The following is a 21,598-nucleotide window of genomic DNA, read 5'->3' on the forward strand; positions in this document are numbered from 1 at the left end:
CGGCTTGAATTGGCGCTTCCAGCGGTGACGTCTTTGGTAGCGGTCCTGCTGTTCCTGGTCACGGCCATGATGCCGGCGTCGGCCAGTGCGGCCGGGCCCTGCCATGATGGCGAGATTGTACTGGACGGCGGTATCGAGAGTATCCGTGATCTGGGTGGCTGCATCTGGTATCTCGAGGACCCGGGGCAGGAACTGACCCTCGATGAGGTTCGCGCTCTCGAATCGGGTGCCTTTACCCGCCACGAAGGCGGCGTGTTGAACTTCGGCTACACGGAATCCGCATACTGGGTGCGCCTGGATCTCCGCTCCGCGGGCAATCCGGACCAGAACGGATGGATCCTTGAGCTTGCCCTGCCTCTGGTGGATGAAGTCACCCTGTTCATGGTCCGCGACGGGGATCTGGTCGATCAGCGACAGGCGGGTTATGAGGACAACTGGGTGGAACGGGACCTGGCTGTCCCCAACCCGACATTCCGCCTTTCACTGGCACCGGATTCCCTGAGCCACGTCTACTTGCGGGTGGTCAACACCAATACTTTCCGTCTGCCGATCAGCCTCTGGCATCCGGACAGCTACATCGAAAAAGTCTCGGTGGATGAGCTGGTGCGGGGCATCCTGCTTGGTTCGGTGCTGGCCATTCTTGCCTACAACCTGTTCGTCGCGGTCTCGGTTCGCGAGCGGAGCAACATCTATTACGTGCTCTACCTGGTCTTTGCGGCCATCTTTATCTTCACCGAACAGGTTCACGGTATCCAGCTTCTCGACAGCCGGCCCGCTCTGTTCGACAAGCAGTTCCTGCACTTCCAGATCATTCTGACCTGGTTCTGGGGCCTGCTGATGGCAAGGTCGCTGCTTGAAACCCGGGAACGGTCGGCCGATCTTGATCAGGTCATCCGCCTGTGCCTGTATTCGGTGGTTGCCACTTTCGTGCTGTCGCTGTTCCTGCCCTACCACGTGGCCATGGAATGGATTGTGGTTGGCTCCATTCTGCTGAGCCTGATTTTGATCGTGGTCAGTTACCTGTCCTGGCGCTATTACAATCCGGCGGCCCGTTCCTATTTTTTCGCCTGGACACTGGCGCTGGTGGGCTTCGGTATCTATGCCCTGACGGTGATGGGCATACTGCCATTGAACACCTTCACCGCTTACTCACCCCAGTTTGGTCTGACCGCGCAGATTATCCTGTTTTCTTTTGCCCTCGCAGACAGGATCAAGCAGGTCCAGGGCGAGGCCCTGGGCTGGAGCCAGCGGGCGTTGTCGAACCTTCAGCGTTACCAGTCGCTGTTCGATAACGCCATCGAGGGCGTGTTCCAGATGTCGCCGGACCGGCGATTTGTCACGGCCAATCCCGCCATGGCGCGCCTGCTGGGCTATAACAGCAGCCGCGAGTTGCTCAAGCGGAACCCGGACGTACTGGAAACCTGCATCGCCGACGAGCGGTTGCGGCGGCTGGTGATCGAGCAGCTGGAGGCCCGGGGCACGGTCAAGGGCATTGAGGCCCGATACCTTACCCGGGACGGTGACGAGCGCTGGGCGACCATCTCACTGCATACGGTGTATGACACCGAGGGTGAGCCGACCCATCTGGAAGGCACCTGCATCGACGCCACCGAAAGTCACAATCGCTTGAGGATCGAGAGGGAGCGCGAGCAGGAGCGTCTCGAGAAGGAGCTTGCCCGCAATTCCGCGGAGGCGAAAAGCCAGTTCCTGGCCAATATGAGCCATGAGATCCGCACACCGCTGGCAGCCATCATCGGTTACGGAGAAACGCTGCTTGATCCGGATCTCAGTGAACCGGAGAAAAGAAGCAGTGCCGAGACGGTGGTGCGCAGCGGCCGACATCTGCTGGACCTGGTCAACGACATCCTCGACCACTCGAAAATCGACGCCAACAAACTGGATGTGGACATCGTATCGGTCAATCTGCCGGAACTTCTTGACGAGATTCGCGCCTTCTTCGCGCCAAGAGCCCGGGAAAAAGGACTGGATTTCAGCATCATCTGCGAATACCCGTTGCCGGAGCAGGTGCGCACTGACCCCACCCGACTGCGCCAGATCATTATCAACCTGTGTGGTAATGCCCTTAAATTTACCGATAAGGGGTCCATTTCCCTGGTGGTCCGTTGTGATCGCGATCAGGAATTGCTCGTGGCCCGGGTCGTGGATACCGGCATTGGCATGAAGCCGGAGCAATTGGGGCGGCTGTTCGATCCCTTTGCCCAGGGCAGCGCCGCCATTTCCAGGCAATATGGTGGCACCGGCCTCGGGCTCAGCATTTCCCGGCGTCTGGCGGAAATGCTTGGCGGCAGTATCCGGGTGAACAGCACCTATGGCGAGGGCAGCGAGTTTGAGCTTTCGATCCGGACCGGGCCACTGGATGAGGTGCATTTCCTGCGCGACGCCTCGGAGCTGAGCCAGCGCCGCCGGACCATCCCCATGGTTGTCGCGCCGCGATTGTCAGGGCGTATCCTGTGTGCCGAGGACAACGAGGTGAACCGGCGGCTTGTTTCCCTGTTGGTGTCTCGAACCGGAGCCGAGCTTGTCCATGTGAGCAACGGAGCGGAAGCCCTGGAAATGGCGATTCGCGAACCCTTTGATCTGATCCTGATGGACATACAGATGCCGGTGATGAACGGCCGTGACGCCACGGCGGCACTTCGCGAAGCCGGGGTGAATACGCCGGTCATCGCGCTCACCGCCAATGTGATGTCCGAGGACATTGCCGATTATCGCCTGGCCGGCTGCAATGAACACCTGGCGAAGCCCATCGACAAGCAGCGCTTCTATGAAACACTGGGACGATACCTTTCGGTGACGCCGGCCTCCGCTAATGAACGAACCTCACGCTATCAGGGCAAGGTGCTGGTTGCCGAAGACAACACCGAAAACCGGCAGCTGGTAGAGCGTATGCTGCGCCGGGAAGGTCTGGACGTCGTGGCAGTGACCGGCGGCGAGGACGCGGTTCGGACTGCATTGTCCGATACGGTTCATCTGGTGCTGATGGACCGTCACATGCCGGGAATGGATGGTGTTGATGCCACCAGGTTGCTGCGCCAGGCCGGGTTCCGCCGGCCGGTGATTGCCTTTACAGCCGGCGATCAGCAGGAAACCGATGCATTGCTTGAGGCCGGTTGTGACGGCGTGCTGAACAAGCCCATTGATCAGTCCCACCTGACGGCCCTGCTGGATCGGCTGCTGGGCACGGGCCCCGTTTTCGCCGCGGATACCGGCGAAGACGCTGAAATTGCCCACCTGGTGGCACAGTTTCTTGATGGGCTTGCCGCGCGGCGGACCCGAATGGATGCCGCGCTGGCGGACGCAGATCGTGAAGCAATGAAAACCGAAGCCCACCAGATCAAGGGCACGGCGGGTGCCATGGGCTATCCGCTGATGACCCGACAGGCGGGTATACTGGAAGAGCTGCTGAAAGTCACTGAGCCGGACTGGGAACGTGTTCGCAGCGAACTGAAGGAACTCGGTGAAATGATAGACCGTGCCCTCGCCGCTGCGAAAACGCCAGGCTGACGTGTGTGAGTATGACCAACAGGAAGAACCCGATGAGTGAGCTGCCGGAACGCCGAGAACACCATTCCCTGAGCATGATGTATGGTACCTATGCCGACATCCTGTTTGTGTTGTTTCCCTTTCTGATTATCGGTATGCAACGGTTGTGGGAAGGCCGGCTTTACGAAACCCTGCTGCGACCGGACCTGAGCATCGCCGCCGCTATCCTTGCCGGTCTGGCTATCGGCAAGTTCGTGCTCGGTCTCGTGACCAACCGGGAGCTCGGGCGCTACAAGGAGCGCATTGTTTTCTTCATCGCCCTGACGCTTTTCGTGGTGCTGGGGCCGGCAATCATTCTGATCCTGAGTATACTGGGAAGCGCGGATGTACCCGGTTTTGTAACCTTTGTTCAGCCGATCCTTCTGATTATTGCGATATCCCTCTACACAACCGCTGTGAGCATCAGCAATATACTGACACGGTTTGGCATGGAGGACGGGACGACGGCCAATCCGGAGACCTCGCCACGCTCTGACTACAGTGACATGAGCGAGCCCCGACCAGCGCCGCTGGACCTGCCACGGCGCACAGGCAACGACCCGACAGTTTGAGAGGAGCAACCCACATGACGGATCTGAAAGTGCTGGTAGTGGAAGATGAGCCTGTGATGCGAGAGCGGCTCGTGGATATGCTCTACAACGCTGGCGCAACCAAAGTGATCGAGTGTATTGACGCAGCTTCCGCCAGGACGGCTTTCAAAGCCGGGGAATTTCACATCATCCTGCTGGATCTGGGGTTGCCGGACGGCGATGGGCACGAACTGATGCTGGAATTCAAGGACGCCCGTGAGGAACAGCACATTGTGCTGGTGACGGCGGACGATTCGATCGAGAGTATTCAGCGTGCGATCAGTGCCGGCGCTAACGGCTACGTGGTCAAGCCTTATTCCCAGGAAAAAATACACGATGTGGTCAACAATTACGCCATGGTTCACGGCGGCGATATGGCGATGATGCAGGGTCTGAACCGGCGCCACTGACCGGTTCAGACACGCGGCTTCTGAATCAGGCGACCTGCCGGGCAATCCAGGAATTGTAACGGGTCGCCAATGCTCTGACGTACCTTGCCTCGGCGTCGTTCATATTGCCCAGGACGCCCTTGAAGATCCAGCCCCGCTCATACACTCCCAGCACCCGCTGTTCGTCATCCAGATTGACGCGCTGATTAAGTTTTTCGCAGATGGCATCCAGCAGCGGCAGCTTCTCCGGACGCTTGATCGGGCCCTGGCGATTGTTCATGGGCTGGTTTGCTGCGCGAGTTGTCGGATGTCTTTTCATGATGTTCTCCTTGTCGTTTTGCGGCTGCAAAAACAAAACCCCGGTGCCTGAAGCGACCGGGGTTTCGCGGAGAAGCTGACCCGGTCGCTACATAGGCTCCCGGGACTGACCGAAAGCCGTTAGATGTCTTTCACCATCGCGCGGACAGACTGCCCTGCATGGCAACCTGCTGCTGTGTAAGCGCTGAACTGTGGAATCATTCTGGTCATACCGGCTCTTATGTTTCGGTTCGACTACCAGTGTATAGGCTAATGGGCCGTTTGCAATAGCCCGGCTTCTTCGGCAAACCCCTACAGACGGCCTCCAGGGGCGCTTGGCATAATTCTTTCCGTCACGTGTTTTACGTTGTGCAATCCCGACTGCCTGCCGCGCCAGGCAGTCGATGGATCTCTCCTTTCTACGCAGCCTCTATGGCTGCGTTTTTTTTGGGTAGTGGAATCTTCGTAGCCATTACTTCTTACAGATTTTGCGGCCTGTCCCGGCGATAATTCGCACACTAATATTCGATTAATCGCCATCAACAGACAGAGGTTGAAACCTAGCAAAATGTCCGACGAAGCCGGATCTGCCAGTAAAAAGTTCCGTTCCCACGCATTGATTGAACTCGCCCTGATTATTGCACTTGGTCTTTACCTGCTGGTCGCGCAGGAGCAGGTCGTGGGTGAGAATCTGGTGTTTACCGTGACCGGAGCCGCGCTCATGGCCCTGGTGACCTACTGGACGCTGAATACCCTTCGGGATGGTCTCGAGGTCATCGCACTGCGTGTCCGTCACGCCAGGCACTGATCAACCGGGAATGCGTCAGGCCTGCCGGGTTTGACCCGTTAACGGCGCCAGTTCGTCCTGATTCGGCGCAATCCGTTCCCAGGTCTTGTGGAGAATCAGGGCATCGTTTGCGGCCCGATGCACAGGCAGGCCAAGCTCTGTAATCACCTGTTGGCGAAGTGCTGACCATTCGCGCACCTGCCTCGTGTCCAACAGCGCTGAAATGGATTCAAGCTGAAACGTTGGCGTCATGCGGGCGGCCTTGAACAAACGGTGCAGCCAGAAACTGTCGAAGGTCCAGGCATCGCAAAACACCTGTTCCGGCAGCAGTTCGTTGAGGGCACTGGCGACTTCGCTCACCGCAATACCATCCGCTTCCAGGGTCTCGCGGGAAATGCCGTGAATCTGCTCAGCGCTTTGTGACCAGTCCTGCCACAGCACGTGGGGGCTGATCAGCCAGCTGTGGAGAGTGCCATCCGGCATGCAGATTCCCACCTCAATGGGGTAGCTCGCGATCAGATCAAGGCTTGATGCCTCGAAATCGATGAATGCCGGCTGGATAGTGGTCATGGAGTCAGTGTAGCTGATGAGTTGTTTTTCGCTGAGTTTACCCGCCCCGCAAGCGAGACGCGAACCCAACCTGTTCCTGCACTGTTACAATATGTCCATTCATTGTAAAAGCCCGATGACAGCAACAGGCCTCGGGCGCGACAGTAAACCAGCCAAATCCGAACCGCACCATACGGGGAGCCCGAATGACAGACACCGTAGTCGTTATCTATTCCGGAGGCATGGACTCCTACACCCTGCTGCATCTGGCCCGGGAGCGCGGCTACCAGGTTCATGCCCTGTCCTTCAACTACGGGCAGCGCCATGTCCGGGAGCTTGAGTGCGCGCGTTCGGTCTGTGAAGCGCTGGGTGTACCCCACAAGGTGATCGATATCCGCGCCATGAGTGAGGTGATGGCCGGCTCATCGCTGACCTCGGATATCGATGTGCCGGAAGGCCACTATGAAGAAGACAGCATGAAAGCGACCGTGGTGCCTAACCGAAACATGATTCTCCTGTCCCTGGCGACCGGTTACGCCGTGACCGCAGGTGCTGGCGCCGTCTGGTACGGAGCTCATGGTGGCGACCACGCTATCTACCCGGACTGTCGCCCGGAGTTTGTGGATAAAATGGACGCGGTCTGCCGCGTGGCCAACTACGAGCCGGTCGGCATTGAGGCGCCTTTCATGACCATGGACAAGGGTCAGATCCTGGCTGAAGGCCTGCGCCTGGGACTGGACTATGCACAGACCTGGACCTGCTACAACGGCCGGGAGCGGGCTTGTGGACGCTGCGGCTCCTGTGTTGAACGACTGGAAGCCTTCGCTGCCAATGGTGTCAAAGATCCCCTGGACTACGAGGCGGCAAGCTGATGTATCGGGTCAAGGAAGCCTTCTACACGTTGCAGGGTGAAGGTGCCCAGGCCGGGCGTGCTGCCGTGTTCTGTCGTTTCAGCAAGTGCAACCTTTGGACCGGTCGCGAGAAGGACCGCGCCACTGCCGTGTGCAATTTCTGTGATACCGATTTTGTCGGTACTGATGGCCAGAATGGTGGTCGCTTTGAAACCCCGGAGGAACTGGCCCGTCACATACGCAATCTTTGGCCGGAGGCACCCGGCAAGCCCTACGTGGTCTGCACCGGTGGCGAGCCCCTGCTGCAGCTGGATGCTCCCCTGATCGAGGCTCTGCACCGGGAAGGGTTCGAGGTAGGGGTAGAGACCAACGGTACCCTGCCCGCGCCCGAAGGCATCGACTGGCTCTGCGTCAGTCCGAAAGCCGATGCCCCGGTGGTGCTTGAGGCCTGTGACGAGCTGAAGCTGGTCTATCCCCAGCCCCTGGCGATGCCGGAGCGATTCCTGGGCATTCGCGCAAGCCATTATTTCCTGTCGCCGATGGCCTCTCCCTCGATACCGGAAACGGCTGTGGATGAGATCAAACAAAGCAATACCCGACGCGCCACCGATTATTGTCTCGCGCATCCGCAGTGGCGCCTGACCCTGCAAATGCACAAGATCATCGGCATCGACTGATTACCCCGTGGCCAGTGCCCGCCTGGCGGTAATCAGCCCGGGGCCGGGTTGCGAAATTCGGTAATGGCTGGGGCTGCTGCCGGTCCAGCGCTTGAAAGCCCGGGTGAAATTCGCCGCGTCGGCGTAACCGAGGGCATCGGCAATCTGGCTCAGATTCATGGTGGTACTGCGGAGCAGATCCTGTGCCCGTTCCAGGCGGACCTGATCTACCAGCTGCTGGAAACTGGCGTCTTCTTCCTGCAGCCGCCGCTTGAGCGTTCTCTCGGACACAAACAGGGTGGCCGCTACCCTGGCCAGTTTTGGCGGGAAGGGGTGGCTGGTCTCGATTACCCGTCGGACGCGACAGGCAAATCCGGCGTCTTCGGTCAGCTGCCGCAGCGCCTCCTCGCACTGGGCTTTGGACGAGGCCGCCAGTTGATCATCGGTGAAGCGCACGGGCAGGCTCAGACGGCCAACCGGAATCACCAGGGCATTCTCCGTAGCGCCGAATTCCACCGGCACCGGGATCTGTGAGCGGAAACGCTGGAAATAGGCCGGCTCCGTTCCCCGGCGAACAATCCGCAAACCGTCAATGACCGAGCCTGTCAACTGTGCCCCCATGGAAACGCAACCAAACAGCATGGCATCCATGATAAAGCCGTGCAGAGGCCCCAGGTCGATATCACAATGCACAACGTACCAGGCCAGGTTGCCGGTCTCCCGTTTGCAGACCCGAAGGTGAGGCACCCTTAGCGTCAGGTATCGGGTCATCAGCTCCATGGCATCGCCCAGGGTACGGCTACTCATGACGGCCGTACCCAGGGCGCCGTGCAGGGGCAGCTTCAGCTCCCTGGCGAGCATGATACCGAGCCCCGGTTCGCCGCTCTCGATAATGGCCCGGGTGACGAATTCGCTGGCCTGGGTCTGGCTCACCCGCCGATCGGTGGATTGCAGGCGGACCGGGTCAAGACCGACCCGGAGGAGGAGGTCCTGTTCGTCAACACCGATGGTGTTCAGCAGTTCGGCCAGAAGATGCAGGTAGATGGCCGGCATGCCCAGGTCCTGTGCCGTTGAAACGGAGGCGCGCATGGGATTTCCTCGTCTGATTCTGTTCTTGTTATGTCGCAGAACGCTTGGTTTCGACGATTATGGCGCCTCGCGGCTCGTTGCCCCATGACTTCGGTGACGGAATAAATGGCCTGAAAGGCCAATCATCGGCCGGTTGGCAGGAAGCATCCGGATCGATCACTGGCCATGACGGCGGACGAAGTGTTCCAGAGCTGCGGCAGATCGCCCGGGCGTTTCCAGCATCGGAAGATGTCCGACACCCCGGAACATGTGGATTTCTGCCTGAGGCGTGGCCGAGCTGAACCAGTCAACGCAGCGGGTCGGGGTAATCACGTCACGGTCGCCCCACTGAACCTGCAGTGGTGGTGTCTCGGGGCCCAGGTAGCGGGCCGGTGCCAGCGCGTCTGCCACCATGTCACTGAAGATATGCCGGAGGGCCTCGGTGCGGCCCAGGAGATCCGGTCCGAGAAGGCCGGCCATGGCAAGTCCGGAGACCGTGGGCTTGCCGGTGCCAACACTGTTGAACATGCGGTAGACGCCTTTCCAGTCCCGTGGAATCAGGATGCCATCCCGGTCAGGCTTCAGGGGGGCGTGAATGTCTGCCTCTTTATGTTCGGGGATGCCGGCGCTGTTGAGCAACGTCACCGAGCGGGGCGCCGGATCCAGTGTGTGGGCCAGTATTGCGGCAATCGCGCCACCCATGGAGCTGCCGGCCAGATGGATGTTGTCCGTGTTAACGCCCGCAAGCCACTGAGCCAGTCGACGGGCCTGGGTTTCGTAGCGGTAGCAGGCCTCCGGCCGGTAATCACTCTCCCCGAATCCCGGCAGATCCGGCGCCAGAAGATGCCAGCGTCTTGGCAGTCTTTGCAGCCACAGCCCCCAGTTTTCCTTCATGGCGGCAAAGCCATGAATCAGGACGATCGTCGGGCGGCCGACACCTGGCGATCCCCGTTCCAGGAAAACCATCTTGTGGCCATCGACCATGGTTTCATGGCGGCGGGCCTGGAGAAGTAATCGTTGTCCCGTGCGGGCAGCGGGCCAGAAGTTGGGGGCAGGAATTCTCATGGTTGTCAGCGATCACCGGTTTGGGGTCTGACCGCCAGTCTACCGGGACCAGAATCCGGAGCCTTGGCCACAGTGCCCGTGGACGTCGGCGAATGGGCAACAGAGTGCCCGTGATGGGGCGTCGAAAGTCAGAGACTCAGGTCGACAATCACCGGATTATGGTCGCTGGATCGCCAGGGTCCCCGGCCGGATGCCGGGTGATCGCTCCGGTAGTCGAGTACCCGGGGCTCATCGGCGTTCACCAGCCAGCTCCAGGCGCCCGTAACCCTTGGTTTTAAGGTCTCGGAGGCGAGTGCGAAATCCAGCGAGCCCTTCTGACCACGGTAACGGTAGGTGTAGTGACCACAGGTCTTTTCGGTGCAGGGATGGAAATGGTGCACCATGCTGGTAAACCCTGCCTGCTCCATCGTCGCGATGGGATGTTCGCGGGCATAGCTGTTGAGGTCACCGATTATCAGGGTGCCGACTGAATGGTGCCTGCGGGTATCGCTGCCGGACCAGGCCGCCAGTGTTTTTGCTTCGTTGGTCCGCCGGCTCGCGTAGCAGCCCTGGCCATCGGCCTGGTCCTGATTATCGCCACGGGCGCCCCGACAGGATTTCGATTTCAGGTGAGGAACAATGACCCGAACGGTAGCATCACCGTCCGTTCGGCCGAAATCCTGAGCCAGGGGAGGCCGGCCTCCCGATTCAAATGGCCCTTTGGCAAGCCGTTCTGGCGAGCCAACCGCGCTAATCCGGTCGCTGCGGTAGAGCAGGCCGGTCCGGATCTCGTCATCGCCGTCCTGGCCGGGCGTGCTGACGAACCGCCAGGTGCCGCCCAGGGCCTCTGCAAGTTCCGCTATGGAACTTGCCGGTCCATAGCCGTCGTTCTCAAGTTCGGTCAGCGCAAGAATGTCCGGATCGGGGGCCAGAAGTGTGTTCACCAGTTGTTGTTGCTGGCGCCGGAATTCCGCCGGTGTCCCGGCCCCACGACTCGTTGGAAACTCGCCGCCCCGGCCATCTCCGTTAAAGAAATTACCAAGGTTCAGAGCCATGATCCGCACCGAAGCCTCATGCCGCGGCCCGGGTGCGGTTTCTCTGGGATTGGTGGCGAGGAAAGCCGGCTCCTGAGAAGGCTGGAGCCGCCAGGCATCGAAGCGGAAATCCAGCACACCGATGAGCCCTCTAATCTGATCACCGGCCCTTACGGTTGCCGAGGACAGGCCGCCCGGGGGCCAGGGTGCCGGGCGGGGGTCTCTCCTGGACCGGTTGTCATCAAGCAGAACGCGGTTTGCCCCGTTCCGGGTGAATGCCCGGTGTGCTTCTTTGCCGGGGGGCAGGTATTCCGTAGGCTGGACCTGGTCTGAGGCCGCCAGCCCAAGCTCGCCGTAGCGAGCCAGGTTGTAGTTGTCCACCACCGTCAGGGGCTGGCGAAAGGTAACCCTCATGTTCTCCAGATGTTCCGGATCGACGGTCCAGGGCAGGGTGATGGCAATGGGCGCTGGAAGCGGCCCACGCCCGCACGCCCGGATGCTCCGAACCGACACCAGTTCGGTCAGCCCGTGGTATTCCTTCACCTTTCCGGTTACCCGCACTCGCATGCCGACATCGGCGATTTCACGATCGGTGTAAATAAACAGCGCTTCGGAAGTGGCGGGATTTCCGTCGGTCTGATGGTCGGCCTGCTGCAGGTAAAAACCACCAAAGCCGCCCTTTGCCCGGGAATCCTGGGTCAGGATGCCCTCGACGGTGACGGTAGCTCCTGCCATGGGTGAGGTCGGGCCAGTTCCCTGGACCCGGGAAATCGGCGTTGCGGGATCACCGCAGACCGATTCTGCCCTCCCTGCTGCGGGCAGAAACGACAGAATCAGAACGCCGAGAAAGACATACCGCCAGGTCCCAGAGCTCACACTGGCGGTTTAGCTGAGGCCGGCAACGGCTTTGAGGGCCTGTTCGCGTTTGCTGCCAAATCCCAACTGGTCGGGATTGGCCAACTCAAGCTGTTGCACCAGAGGATCCGGGTGCTGATTGTCGAAGGTAATACCGAGCCGTGACAGCACGTAGGGGGCAAGCGCGGCACGGGTAGCAACTTCCAGACGACCATGTTCCATGCCGTAGTCACGGGCAATGATCTCTTGCTGGGCTTGGGTCAGGCGCTGATCCGGGGTGACCACCAGGGTAACCTGCCGGTTCCAGTGCTCGTCCTGGTCCCGGGTGTGTCTGGCGCGCTGCCGGAGGGCCTCCGGCGAGGTCCGGAATCGGCTCAGGGCGAAATCCCGGAATTCCCGGTTTGAGTCGCACCATGCCCGCAAATGCCAGCTGTCGCCGGCACAAACCAGAGTATGCGGCTCAAGTATGCTTTCCACCGCTTCCGGTCGGCTCAGGGAGGCATAGCTGGCCCGCAGCTGTCTTCCCTGTCGTGTTGCCGTCACCACCGCACGCATGGTTTCGGGCGCGATGACCCGATTCGGACCCTGGACCACGGTGCTGTCCGGCAGGCCAATGTTCAGGGATTCAAACGTGGTGCTCAGGTTTTGCTGGCGGGCAAGCAGGTCCAGATATTCATTGACCACGCCTCGGGTGACCACCGGGCGAAATCTATCGGCAGGGACATAACCTTTCAGGTGACGGTCGTAAACCAGATTGCCCGGCGCCAGTTCGCGCAGATAGGTGTTGATATCCTTGGACGCCTGCTGACGACCGATCCCGAAACTGTGGCAGATGTGGTTGGTAGTCAGACGACCTTCCCACAGGGCAATCGTTTCGATAAGTCGATAGCGAAGCAGCAGATCCCAGCGGATGGGCCAGTCCGTTTTTTTCATAACCAGGCGCTCACGGTCCAATGAATAGCTCGTTTTCATGTTACCTGCTCCGGCACTCATGGTCTGTTACGGCGCATTAATGTAAAACCCTGTTAAACCGCTACACGGCGGCCTTTGCGGGTTTTTGTGATGCAGTTAACAGGTTTCGGGAAGTGCCTAGTGGCTTCACTTCCCGCTACTGATCTAATACGTCGCCGGCAAAGTCCGGGACTTGCTGCTATTTTGTCTTTCATTCAATCCAGAATACCCTGTAACGCCCGGAGCCGCTGTAATGACCCGAATGGTCACCTCCCTGTCTGCCCTGATTCTAAGCATTATTCTGCTGGTCAGTGGCAATGCATTCCTGATGACACTGCTGGGCATCCGTCTGAGTATCGAGGCGATATCGCCAGATATTATCGGCTGGATTCTGGTCTGCTATTCCATCGGTTTTGTGTTGGGTACGCTCTATGTTCACCGGATTATCGGCCGGGTTGGTCATATCCGGGCGTTCGCGGTGTTTGCCGCTGCTGCCGCTGTCACGTCGTTACTCTATCCGATGGCTGTTTCCGAGATTTTCTGGGCCGTTCTGCGGGTACTCTCCGGGTTCAGTATTGCCGGTGTGCTGGTGGTCATCGAGAGCTGGTTCTCCAGCCGTGCCACCAATGCCAACCGCGGTGCGTTGTTTGCGGTGTACCAGATTGTTTTTTATCTGTCCGCCGCCGGCGGCCAGCTCATTGTAAATATCGGTGACCCCGCCAATTTCATGCCTTTCTCGATTGCCGCGATTCTGTTGGCACTGGCGCTGATGCCGCTGGCACTGACCAAAATGGAAGCGCCCGTCATTGAGCAGGTTCAGCGCATCTCTATTTTCACTTTGGCACGGGAATCCTTTTCCGGTGTTGCCGGCGCCCTGATCTGTGGCGTCATGATCGGCGGCTTTTATGCGCTTGGGCCTGTGTACGCAACACTGGTCGGGCTGGACGTTGCACGGACATCCACGTTCATGGCCAGTGCCATTGTCGCGGCCATGATCCTTGCCTGGCCGCTGGGCCGGCTCTGCGACCGTTTCGACCGGCGCCGCGTGATGTTCTGGATCGCTCTGGTAGCGGCTTCAGCGGCAGGCGGTGTCGGAGTTCTCGGGGCCGAAAACGCGTGGCTTTTGACCCTTCTGGTTGGTGTGTTCACGGGGCTTTCAGCCGCTTTGTACCCCGTAGCCGTGGCCATCACCAATGACCGTATGGAAAGCACCCGTATTGTGGCGGCCAGTGCCACGCTGTTGCTGAGTTACGGCGTTGGCAGTGTCATCGGGCCGGTTGTCATGGCGGAGCTGATCAATCTCCTGGGGCCGAAAGGCCTGTTCTTCGGTAATGCCGGCTTCCTGCTGCTGCTGGCCTTGATTACCAGCTACCGGATCAGTCATACCGAGGACGTTGCCGTTGCAGATCAGGAGCACTTCGTACCTGCCATGCCGGAAGCGTCGCCGGTGCTTGCTGAAATCGATCCGCGGAACAGCGAGTTCCATGAGTCTCCTGAAGTCGAGGAAATGCACGAAGAGCAGCGTCAGGCGAGCTGACGCTGCTTTCGGTTTTCCCCAATTTTGTTTTTACTTCCGTATCTGTTTTTATCACAATGGTTAGCATACTATTGGTGACTTTCCGATAATGTGATTAATTGGCCGAAGGCGCGGCAGCGCCCGGCCCGGGCCAAGCCCTCTTTTGATATGGAGTGACGACAAATGAGAGACCAGTTTCCTTTTGCGGTAGCGCGGGTTACCCGGCGCTGGAGAAAAATGCTGGACGAGCGCCTGAAGGATCTGGGCGTCACCCAGGCGCGCTGGAGCACGATGGTGTACCTGGAAAAAGGCGGTGAGGGCCTCACACAGCGTGAGCTGGCAAGCCTGATGGCGATCGAGAATCCGACCCTGGTTCGACTGCTGGACAGTCTCGAGCAACAGAATTTGATTGAGCGCCGGCCCTGCCCGAACGATCGCCGTGCGCGGCGGCTGCATCTGACCAACGCCGGCCGGGCGTTTATGGATGACCTTTCCGAGCGAGCCGAGGTGCTGCGCGAGGAAATGCTGGAAGGCATCAGCGACAAAGAGATCGAGTGCACCGTAAAGGTGTTCCACAAGATCCTGGAAAACGCCGAAAAGCAGAAATAACCCTTGGCTGATAACTCAGTTGAGGGTCTGAAAGCCCGCTACGGGGATCGCTGGCGTTGGCTGGCGGTGGCCACGGTGATGATAGGCACCATGGCTACCGTACTCAGCGCCACCGTAGTCAACGTGGCGTTGCACGATATCATGGTGGAGTTCGGCATTCGCCAGGGCCAGGTTCACTGGCTGGCAACGGGCTTTATCGCCGCCATGACCACCACCATGCTGGCCTCCTCCTGGCTGCTGGATCACTTCGGGGTTCGCAAGACCCTTGCCGTAGCCATGTTTCTCTTTACCCTGATTTCCCTTGCCGGCGGTTTTGCCGAGACGCCGGGGCAGCTTATCGCCGCCCGGATCGGCCAGGGTGCCATGGCCGGCCTGATGCAGCCCATGGGCATGTATCTGGTGTTCCGGATTTTCCCCCGCGATCGCCGCGGCCAGGCCATGGGTATCTACGGTATGGGGGTGATTCTGGCCCCGGCCCTCGGTCCGGTGCTGGGAGGCTTTCTGGTTGATCAGCTGGACTGGCGCTACGTGATGTTTGCACCGGCTCCGGTTACGCTTCTGGGTGTGTTGATGGCCTGGCGTTTCCTGCCTTTGCCGGTCTCCCGGCCGGCGCCCTATCGGTTTGATCTGCCCGGTTTGTTACTGCTCGGCCTCACCATTGCCCTGTCCCTGGATACCCTCAACCGACTGCAGCAGGCGTCAGGACAGCAGACGTGGATTCTTGCTGAAGCATTGCTGGCCCTTTGCGGGCTGGTGTTCTTTGTGTTGCGTGAACGGCAGACTGCGCACCCGCTGGTGAACATCGGCTTGCTGCGCAAACCGGCATTCCTGTTCGCCTGCCTCGGGGCCATGGCGCTGGGGCTGGCGCTGTTCGGATCCACTTATCTTATTCCGTTGTTTGTCCAGACAGCCCTCGGGTTCAGTGCGACGGAGGCAGGGTTGCTGATGCTGCCTGCAGGGATTGTCCTGGGTATGACGTTCCCGCTGGCCGGTCGGCTGGCGGACAGGCATAGCGCCCGGGTTCTGGTTGTCTTCGGGATTGGTGTATTTGCCCTTTCAGCCGTACTGTTCGCGATGTCAGACCTCGAGCTGGCGTTCGGCTGGCTGGTTCTCTGGACCGTTTTGGGGCGCGTTGGCATCGGATTCATGCTTCCGGCTCTGTCGACCGGTGCCCTGAACCCGCTGGAGCCACAGGAGTTAGGTGCCGGCTCCAGTAGCCTGAACTTTATGCGACAGCTCGGGGGCGCCTTTGGTGTCAACCTGGTGGCCCTGACCATCGAGTTCGGCGAGCACAGTGCGGGCATGCCAACGATCAATGCGTTCCATTCCGCCTGGTGGCTGGTGGCGGCATTCGTAGCGGTTGCGGCGATCCCGGTTTGGCGAATGCGGGTCTAGGAAGACCTTTGGTTGCGGCCCCGCGCCGGATTCATTATTATGCCGGCATCTCTTCAGGGGAGTAGCCTCCGCATCGGAATGTCCGAGCGGATGATAGTCAACATACTTGGGGCCAAATCCCCATGGCTATCATGTTTCACCGCAACACCGGTGATATTGGCAAGACCTGAGGCGGTTTCACCTCCATTGGGCGGAAGGTGGGCTGCCTCATGTCTGGTTATCCGCCCTGGAGTTTTTCATGGACGCTTTTCTCGCCTCGACGGTTGCTGTTGCCATAGCGGAAATTGGTGACAAGACCCAGTTGCTGTCGCTTTTCCTGGTTGCCAGATACGCCACACGCCTGCCTATTATTCTCGGCATTTTTGTCGCAACGGTTCTCAACCACGCCTTATCTGCCTGGCTCGGTGCCTGGGTCGCTTCCTTTATTCCAGAAGCCTGGCTGCCCTGGATTCTGGCCGGCAGCTTTGTCGCCATCGCTCTGTGGCTACTGGTGCCCGACAAGGATGACAGCGCAGACTCGAAGTTTCTGGGCATGGGGGCGTTCATGGCCACCACCATCATGTTTTTCCTGGCGGAAATCGGCGACAAGACCCAGGTGGCAACGGTCGTTCTCGCCGCCCGCTTTACCGAAACCTTCTGGGTTATTCTGGGCACCACGGTGGGGATGCTGCTGGCCAACATACCGGTTATCATGGCAGGACGCTGGCTGATGGAACGGTTGCCCCTTGCCACAGCCCGGATTGGCGCAAGCGTTCTGTTCGTGGTGCTTGCCGTTGTAACAGTGTGGGCAACCTTTATGAACTCCTGAGGGTACTTGCTGTCACTGTACCCGGTTGCCTGATGCTTTCGGAATGTTTTCTATGTGGTTCAGATTCTTAATGGTTTTTGCTTTGGCACAGCTCCTGGCATTTCCGACCATCGGTTCGGAACAGCCTGTGGAGGCTGTCAGTAATTCGGATACCCCGGAGAAACCCGACAGAAGCCCTCGTGTGCCCACCTTCCCGATCCAGGGGGACCTGGCCGGAGAGCTTGGCGTATTCGAGACCCGTTACGAGGACACTTTTGCCGGCATTGGCAACCGTCTGGCCATGGGCTATCTGGAGTTGGTGAAGGCCAATCCCGGTGTCGACCCCTGGCTACCCGGAGAAGGCACTACGATTACCCTGCCGCGCCATTATGTGCTGCCCGACTCCCGGCGCGAGGGCATTGTCATCAATCTTGCGGAGTACCGCCTGTATTACTTCACCAATGGGGGAGTTCAGGTGTACCCGGTTGGAGTGGGAACGGCTGAAAATCCCTCTCCGCTGACCGATGCCGAAGTCACCATGCCGCTGGAATCTCCGGCCTGGTATCCGCCGGCCAGTATTCGCGCGGAGTACGAGGCATCAGGTGAGTACCTGCCCCGTATGATTCCTCCGGGCCCCGGGAATCCGCTTGGTACCCACGCCCTGTTGCTGAGCGAGAAAGGCTATCTGATCCACGGCACCAACAAGAAGTTTGGTGTGGGCATGCCGGTCAGCCATGGCTGTTTCCGGATGTACAACGAGGATATCTCCCGGTTTGTTTACCAGGTTGAGAAAGGTACACCGGTTCAGGTTGTCCACGATGCCGTCAAGATCGGTTTCTCGGATGGTGAGGTCTGGCTTGAGGTGCACCGCCCCCATGAAGACTACCCCCGAGAAGATCGCGACCGTTTATGGCAGCAGGTCTTCGCTGAAGTTGAAGCTTTCCGCAGCCAGCACCCAGGCGTTGAGGTCAAGCGTGGCGCCATTGAGCTGGCAGTGGACCAGGCCGATGGTCTGCCAACCATGATTGGTGAACGGGTTACCCAAATGGCCGCAGACAAGACCGTGGAAGAGAAGTCACCGGAATCGGCCAACGAGCCGGAGCAGCGGCTATACTTCTGACATAGAGTTCCGGGCAAGAGTGCCGCGCTGCGTGAGTGCCTGAGACAGAACCGCGGCCACTGTGCCATCGTATGTCCAGCAATCAGAATTTTTCCGGATCCGGGGAGGCGTCATGCAGGTAAACCATCCCATGCGATCACAGAACCCTGCCCGGCTTCGGTGCTGGGCCCTGGTGATGATGACCGGCGCCCTGCTGGCACTGGCTTCCCTCGCCCATCAGGTTTTTGCCCAGCAGAAGGCTTCCGAGACCGCTCTGGTGCTTACAGTTGAGGGCGCCATTGGCCCCGCGACCATGGACTATGTCACCCGGGGTATTCGCAGGGCCGAATCTGAGGGTGCCGGCCTGGTGATCATTGAAATGGACACCCCGGGCGGCCTGATGGATTCCATGCGGGATATCATCAAGGTGATTCTTGCCTCTGAAGTTCCCGTGGCTACCTATGTTTCCCCGCAGGGCGCCCGGGCCGCCAGCGCTGGCACGTTTATTCTCTATGGCAGTCACATTGCCGCCATGGCCCCTGCGACCAACCTGGGCTCTGCGACGCCGGTTCAGATGGGCGGCCTGCCGGGCAGCCCGGAACCGGAGAGCGATCCGGCCTCCGGCGAGCCGCAAACGGAGGAAGGCTCTGATTCCGAATCCGGGTCTTCGTCTGACGGCGAACAGCAAGCCAGCGACGATGACGGCAAACGGCGCGGTGGTACCGCCATGGAACGCAAGGTTCTGGAAGACGCGGTCAGTTATATTCGCGGGCTGGCGGAACGTCACGGCCGGAATGCCGAGTGGGCCGAGGAAGCCGTCCGTGAGGCGGTGAATCTCGGTGCCGATGAGGCCCTGGAAAAGAACGTCATCGACGTGGTCGCACCCAACATTCAGGACTTGCTGCAGCAAATGGATGGCCGGACCGTTCGCATGGCGTCGGGCGACATGACCCTGAATACGGCCAGTCTGGAAATCGTCCGGTCCCAGCCGGACTGGCGCACCCGCCTGCTGTCGGTGATCACCGATCCGAACGTTGCCTACTTCCTGATGATTATCGGCTTCTACGGCATCATCTTCGAACTGGCCAACCCCGGTGCCGTGGTGCCGGGCGTGATTGGCGCTATCTCGCTGATTCTCGCGCTCTTTGCCTTCCAGGTTCTGTCGGTGAATTATGCCGGCCTGGCATTGATCATCCTCGGGTTGGCGTTCATCGTGGGGGAGGCGTTTGTGCCCAGTTTCGGGATATTGGGGGTCGGCGGCATTGTCGCTTTTGTGACCGGTTCGATCATCCTGATGGATGGCAGTCACCGGGATATTTCGCTACCGACAATTGGCGGCACCGCCGTGGTGGCCGGTGGCTTTATCCTCTGGACGGTGACCCGCTTCATCGGCCTGCGTCGACGGCATCCGGTCAGTGGGGCCGAGCAGATCACCCATGAGGAAGCCGTGGCACTGGACGAGTTCTCGGGAGAGCATGGCCACTACCGTGGTCATGTCCGGCTTAGCGGTGAGCGTTGGAATGCCATCAGCGAAGCGCCTGTCAAGGAGGGTGACCGGGTTCAAGTGACAGCAATTGAAGGTTTGACGGTAACCGTCAGGGTCATCCAGGAAAGCGGTTGACCCGGCAGACAAAGTAACGGCAATACAAGGAGGCCGTATGATTGGCGATCTGATTCCCTATCTGGCACCAACGGTGGTGTTACTGCTCATTCTTGCTTCGGCCATCAAGATCCTGCCGGAGTACGAGCGTGGCGTTGTTTTCTTTCTCGGGCGGTTCCAGGGTGTCAAAGGCCCGGGGCTGATCATCGTCATTCCCGGCATTCAGCAGATCGTGCGGGTGGATCTGCGGGTAATCACCCTGGATGTTCCCAGCCAGGACGTCATCTCCCGCGATAACGTGACGGTACGGGTGAATGCCGTGCTTTACTTCCGTGTCGTGGATCCCGAGCGGGCGATTATCCGGGTGGAGGATTTCAATTCCGCGACCAGTCAACTGGCCCAGACCACGCTGCGGTCGGTGCTGGGCAAGCACGATCTCGACGAAATGCTGTCAGAGCGGGACAAGCTCAATTCGGATATCCAGGAAATCATCGATGCCCAGACCGAGGAATGGGGCATCAAGGTGGCCAACGTGGAAATCAAGCACGTGGATCTCAACGAGTCCATGATTCGTGCCATTGCCCGCCAGGCCGAGGCCGAGCGCGAGCGGCGTGCCAAGGTCATCCACGCCGAGGGCGAATTACAGGCGTCCAAGAAGCTGGTGGAAGCGGCGGATGTCATGTCTACCAACTCCGGTTCCATGCAGCTGCGTTACCTGCAGACCCTGGCGGATATGAGCAATACCAATTCATCCACCATTGTGTTTCCGCTGCCAATGGAGTTGATGACCACGTTCCTGAAGGAAAACAAACCCTTTACGCCTGATAAGCCCGATCCGGACAAACCCGAACCCGAGGCATAAAAAAAGGCCGGCATTGCCGGCCTTTTCTGTTACGTATCAGCCTTACTTCTGGCTGGCACGCTCGAGCATACGCTTGGCACGCTCGTTTGCTTCGTCAGCGGCTTTCTGGGCTGCCTTGGCAGCGGCCAGAGCTTCTTCTGCAGTCTGCTGGGCAGTACGTGCAGAGCTTGCAGCGCTGTTAGCGGTGTTCATTGCATTTTCAGCAGTGCGCTCAGCGGAGCTGGCGGTTGCATTCGCTTCGTCGAGGGCGCCTTGGTCAGTCGTGGCACAACCTGCAGTCAGAGCAGTGGCCAGTGCAATCCCGGCGATCGTCAGTTTACGCATTGTAAATCCCCTTATTGGTCGAGTTATTTCCTGTGATCCGAAAGTCAGTATAGACGACTTCCTGTCAACCTGTGCCCGATAGGCATAATAGGCATTGACTACCGGAGTCGTTAAACAGTGTAAAACACTGTAAGCCAAAATGTTAACTCAGGATAGGTAAATATTCTTAGCGTATGACAACAACTTAATTCTGCTGTCAGGCTTTTCTCAGGGGTGAATGCTGATCGGGGTCCCGTTCGACACCAGTTGCCAGATTTCGTCCATCTCTTCGTTGGTCACGGCAATACAGCCATCGGTCCAATCCAGACCGGTGTAGGCGAAGGCCATGTCGCCCACATCATTGGGAAGGCCATGGATCATGATGCTGCCACCGGGGTCCAGGCCCCAGGCGGATGCCAGTTCCCGATCCCGCTCACTGGGGTAGGAGATGTGGATGGATTTGTAGAAATCGCTCTCGGCATTGCGCCAGTCCAGGGTGTAATCGCCCTCCGGTGTGCGCTCGTCACCCTCGTACAGCTTGTGGCCTTCCGGATTGTCGCCCAGGGAAATGCGGTAGCTGCGAACCACGTCCTCGCCATCCATCAGGTACAGGCGGCGCTCTCCCTTGCGAACCACCACCCTACTGACGTTCTGAATGTCCGCGGGCTCATACATGGTGGCAACCGGCATCCGGGTGTCGGCCTTGGCCAGCAGCTCGGTTGCAAAGGCGGTTGGAGCGGCCGCCATGCAGAGCAGGGCGAGGCTGGATAATAGGGCGCGGAAAATGCTCATGTCCTTAACTTACCAATGATT

21 protein-coding genes and 1 riboswitch are annotated in these 21,598 nt (G+C 59.4%); of the genes, 13 read left to right on the plus strand and 8 right to left on the minus strand.

Annotated elements, in window-relative coordinates:
* Positions 1 to 66: 66 nt before the first annotated feature.
* The 3 genes from KYE_RS19150 to KYE_RS19160 are packed head-to-tail and all read left to right on the plus strand — an operon-like array spanning position 67 to position 4,543.
* On the plus strand, positions 67 to 3,525 hold the full coding sequence (locus tag KYE_RS19150) for a response regulator (RefSeq protein ID WP_254775496.1): 3,459 nt from the start codon (positions 67 to 69) through the stop codon (positions 3,523 to 3,525).
* Positions 3,526 to 3,557: 32 nt separating this feature from the next.
* The gene (locus tag KYE_RS19155; protein WP_008176794.1) at positions 3,558 to 4,115 is read left to right on the plus strand and encodes a hypothetical protein; all 558 of its coding nucleotides are present in this window, start codon (positions 3,558 to 3,560) and stop codon (positions 4,113 to 4,115) included.
* Positions 4,116 to 4,129: 14 nt separating this feature from the next.
* A complete protein-coding gene (locus tag KYE_RS19160; RefSeq protein WP_008176796.1) occupies positions 4,130 to 4,543 on the plus strand; it encodes a response regulator in 414 nt (137 codons plus the stop codon).
* Positions 4,544 to 4,568: 25 nt separating this feature from the next.
* Here KYE_RS19160 and KYE_RS19165 read toward each other — a convergent pair whose 3' ends face one another.
* On the minus strand, positions 4,569 to 4,841 hold the full coding sequence (locus tag KYE_RS19165) for a hypothetical protein (RefSeq protein ID WP_008176798.1): 273 nt from the start codon (positions 4,839 to 4,841) through the stop codon (positions 4,569 to 4,571).
* Between the two features lie 546 nt (positions 4,842 to 5,387).
* Between KYE_RS19165 and KYE_RS19170 the strand changes: the two genes are divergently transcribed.
* Positions 5,388 to 5,627, plus strand: coding sequence for a hypothetical protein (locus tag KYE_RS19170; protein WP_008176800.1), 240 nt, complete (start codon positions 5,388 to 5,390; stop codon positions 5,625 to 5,627).
* A gap of 15 nt (positions 5,628 to 5,642) precedes the next feature.
* On the opposite strand, the gene KYE_RS19175 is transcribed toward KYE_RS19170, so the two are convergent.
* Positions 5,643 to 6,176 carry a hypothetical protein gene (locus KYE_RS19175; protein WP_039882176.1) on the minus strand — a complete coding sequence of 178 codons (534 nt, stop codon included), beginning with the start codon at positions 6,174 to 6,176 and terminating at the stop codon, positions 5,643 to 5,645.
* 185 nt (positions 6,177 to 6,361) lie between these two features.
* On the opposite strand from KYE_RS19175, the gene queC reads away from it, so the two are divergent.
* Positions 6,362 to 7,027 (plus strand): 7-cyano-7-deazaguanine synthase QueC, encoded by a 666-nt coding sequence (queC, locus tag KYE_RS19180; protein WP_008176806.1) that lies wholly within the window; start codon positions 6,362 to 6,364, stop codon positions 7,025 to 7,027.
* The gene (gene queE / locus KYE_RS19185; protein ID WP_008176809.1) at positions 7,027 to 7,683 is read left to right on the plus strand and encodes a 7-carboxy-7-deazaguanine synthase; all 657 of its coding nucleotides are present in this window, start codon (positions 7,027 to 7,029) and stop codon (positions 7,681 to 7,683) included. The genes queC and queE overlap by 1 nt, the downstream gene beginning before the upstream one ends.
* Here queE and KYE_RS19190 read toward each other — a convergent pair whose 3' ends face one another.
* The 4 genes from KYE_RS19190 to KYE_RS19205 all read right to left on the minus strand — a co-directional run bounded on the left by KYE_RS19190 (position 7,684) and on the right by KYE_RS19205 (position 12,596).
* Complete coding sequence (locus KYE_RS19190) at positions 7,684 to 8,751, minus strand: AraC family transcriptional regulator (protein WP_008176811.1); 1,068 nt, start codon at positions 8,749 to 8,751, stop codon at positions 7,684 to 7,686.
* A gap of 156 nt (positions 8,752 to 8,907) precedes the next feature.
* On the minus strand, positions 8,908 to 9,795 hold the full coding sequence (locus KYE_RS19195) for an alpha/beta fold hydrolase (RefSeq protein WP_008176813.1): 888 nt from the start codon (positions 9,793 to 9,795) through the stop codon (positions 8,908 to 8,910).
* A gap of 128 nt (positions 9,796 to 9,923) precedes the next feature.
* A complete protein-coding gene (locus tag KYE_RS19200) occupies positions 9,924 to 11,543 on the minus strand; it encodes an ExeM/NucH family extracellular endonuclease (RefSeq protein ID WP_008176815.1) in 1,620 nt (539 codons plus the stop codon).
* Between the two features lie 150 nt (positions 11,544 to 11,693).
* The gene (locus KYE_RS19205; RefSeq protein ID WP_175497395.1) at positions 11,694 to 12,596 is read right to left on the minus strand and encodes a helix-turn-helix transcriptional regulator; all 903 of its coding nucleotides are present in this window, start codon (positions 12,594 to 12,596) and stop codon (positions 11,694 to 11,696) included.
* Between the two features lie 271 nt (positions 12,597 to 12,867).
* Here KYE_RS19205 and KYE_RS19210 point away from each other — a divergent pair, with 271 nt between their 5' ends.
* The 7 genes from KYE_RS19210 (at position 12,868) to KYE_RS19240 (ending at position 20,482) form a co-directional block, all read left to right on the plus strand.
* Positions 12,868 to 14,151, plus strand: coding sequence for an MFS transporter (locus KYE_RS19210; RefSeq protein ID WP_008176819.1), 1,284 nt, complete (start codon positions 12,868 to 12,870; stop codon positions 14,149 to 14,151).
* Between the two features lie 162 nt (positions 14,152 to 14,313).
* Entirely contained in the window at positions 14,314 to 14,739 is a 426-nt protein-coding gene (locus KYE_RS19215) for a MarR family transcriptional regulator (protein WP_008176821.1), read from the plus strand.
* Positions 14,740 to 14,742: 3 nt separating this feature from the next.
* Positions 14,743 to 16,134, plus strand: a complete 1,392-nt coding sequence (locus KYE_RS19220; RefSeq protein WP_008176822.1) for a DHA2 family efflux MFS transporter permease subunit — start codon at positions 14,743 to 14,745, stop codon at positions 16,132 to 16,134.
* A 46-nt stretch (positions 16,135 to 16,180) separates the two neighbouring features.
* Positions 16,181 to 16,367: riboswitch (yybP-ykoY riboswitch) on the plus strand.
* Positions 16,368 to 16,372: 5 nt separating this feature from the next.
* The gene (locus tag KYE_RS19225; protein ID WP_008176825.1) at positions 16,373 to 16,942 is read left to right on the plus strand and encodes a TMEM165/GDT1 family protein; all 570 of its coding nucleotides are present in this window, start codon (positions 16,373 to 16,375) and stop codon (positions 16,940 to 16,942) included.
* 52 nt (positions 16,943 to 16,994) lie between these two features.
* Positions 16,995 to 18,041 carry a L,D-transpeptidase family protein gene (locus KYE_RS19230; RefSeq protein ID WP_008176827.1) on the plus strand — a complete coding sequence of 349 codons (1,047 nt, stop codon included), beginning with the start codon at positions 16,995 to 16,997 and terminating at the stop codon, positions 18,039 to 18,041.
* A 112-nt stretch (positions 18,042 to 18,153) separates the two neighbouring features.
* Positions 18,154 to 19,641, plus strand: a complete 1,488-nt coding sequence (locus tag KYE_RS19235; protein ID WP_008176830.1) for an NfeD family protein — start codon at positions 18,154 to 18,156, stop codon at positions 19,639 to 19,641.
* 37 nt (positions 19,642 to 19,678) lie between these two features.
* Positions 19,679 to 20,482 (plus strand): slipin family protein, encoded by an 804-nt coding sequence (locus KYE_RS19240; RefSeq protein ID WP_008176832.1) that lies wholly within the window; start codon positions 19,679 to 19,681, stop codon positions 20,480 to 20,482.
* 42 nt (positions 20,483 to 20,524) lie between these two features.
* On the opposite strand, the gene KYE_RS19245 is transcribed toward KYE_RS19240, so the two are convergent.
* Both KYE_RS19245 and KYE_RS19250 read right to left on the minus strand, forming a co-directional pair.
* Positions 20,525 to 20,806, minus strand: a complete 282-nt coding sequence (locus KYE_RS19245) for an Lpp/OprI family alanine-zipper lipoprotein (protein WP_008176834.1) — start codon at positions 20,804 to 20,806, stop codon at positions 20,525 to 20,527.
* Between the two features lie 207 nt (positions 20,807 to 21,013).
* Positions 21,014 to 21,577, minus strand: coding sequence for a L,D-transpeptidase family protein (locus tag KYE_RS19250; RefSeq protein WP_008176836.1), 564 nt, complete (start codon positions 21,575 to 21,577; stop codon positions 21,014 to 21,016).
* Between the last annotated feature and the right edge of the window lie 21 nt (positions 21,578 to 21,598).

Origin of the sequence: Marinobacter manganoxydans MnI7-9 (genome assembly GCF_000235625.1) — a bacterium.
Lineage (GTDB): Bacteria > Pseudomonadota > Gammaproteobacteria > Pseudomonadales > Oleiphilaceae > Marinobacter > Marinobacter manganoxydans.

Coding starts and splice junctions, on each gene's coding strand:
- KYE_RS19235 (WP_008176830.1), top strand. CDS start 18,154: ATGCAGGTAAACCATCCCATGCGATCACAGAACCCTGCCCGGCTTCGG.
- KYE_RS19200 (WP_008176815.1), bottom strand. CDS start 11,543: ATGGCAGGAGCTACCGTCACCGTCGAGGGCATCCTGACCCAGGATTCC.
- KYE_RS19205 (WP_175497395.1), bottom strand. CDS start 12,596: ATGAAAAAAACGGACTGGCCCATCCGCTGGGATCTGCTGCTTCGCTAT.
- KYE_RS19190 (WP_008176811.1), bottom strand. CDS start 8,751: ATGCGCGCCTCCGTTTCAACGGCACAGGACCTGGGCATGCCGGCCATC.
- KYE_RS19175 (WP_039882176.1), bottom strand. CDS start 6,176: ATGACCACTATCCAGCCGGCATTCATCGATTTCGAGGCATCAAGCCTT.
- KYE_RS19210 (WP_008176819.1), top strand. CDS start 12,868: ATGACCCGAATGGTCACCTCCCTGTCTGCCCTGATTCTAAGCATTATT.
- KYE_RS19150 (WP_254775496.1), top strand. CDS start 67: ATGATGCCGGCGTCGGCCAGTGCGGCCGGGCCCTGCCATGATGGCGAG.
- KYE_RS19160 (WP_008176796.1), top strand. CDS start 4,130: ATGACGGATCTGAAAGTGCTGGTAGTGGAAGATGAGCCTGTGATGCGA.
- KYE_RS19250 (WP_008176836.1), bottom strand. CDS start 21,577: ATGAGCATTTTCCGCGCCCTATTATCCAGCCTCGCCCTGCTCTGCATG.
- queC (WP_008176806.1), top strand. CDS start 6,362: ATGACAGACACCGTAGTCGTTATCTATTCCGGAGGCATGGACTCCTAC.
- KYE_RS19165 (WP_008176798.1), bottom strand. CDS start 4,841: ATGAAAAGACATCCGACAACTCGCGCAGCAAACCAGCCCATGAACAAT.
- KYE_RS19195 (WP_008176813.1), bottom strand. CDS start 9,795: ATGAGAATTCCTGCCCCCAACTTCTGGCCCGCTGCCCGCACGGGACAA.
- queE (WP_008176809.1), top strand. CDS start 7,027: ATGTATCGGGTCAAGGAAGCCTTCTACACGTTGCAGGGTGAAGGTGCC.
- KYE_RS19170 (WP_008176800.1), top strand. CDS start 5,388: ATGTCCGACGAAGCCGGATCTGCCAGTAAAAAGTTCCGTTCCCACGCA.
- KYE_RS19230 (WP_008176827.1), top strand. CDS start 16,995: ATGTGGTTCAGATTCTTAATGGTTTTTGCTTTGGCACAGCTCCTGGCA.
- KYE_RS19155 (WP_008176794.1), top strand. CDS start 3,558: ATGAGTGAGCTGCCGGAACGCCGAGAACACCATTCCCTGAGCATGATG.
- KYE_RS19225 (WP_008176825.1), top strand. CDS start 16,373: ATGGACGCTTTTCTCGCCTCGACGGTTGCTGTTGCCATAGCGGAAATT.
- KYE_RS19245 (WP_008176834.1), bottom strand. CDS start 20,806: ATGCGTAAACTGACGATCGCCGGGATTGCACTGGCCACTGCTCTGACT.
- KYE_RS19215 (WP_008176821.1), top strand. CDS start 14,314: ATGAGAGACCAGTTTCCTTTTGCGGTAGCGCGGGTTACCCGGCGCTGG.
- KYE_RS19240 (WP_008176832.1), top strand. CDS start 19,679: ATGATTGGCGATCTGATTCCCTATCTGGCACCAACGGTGGTGTTACTG.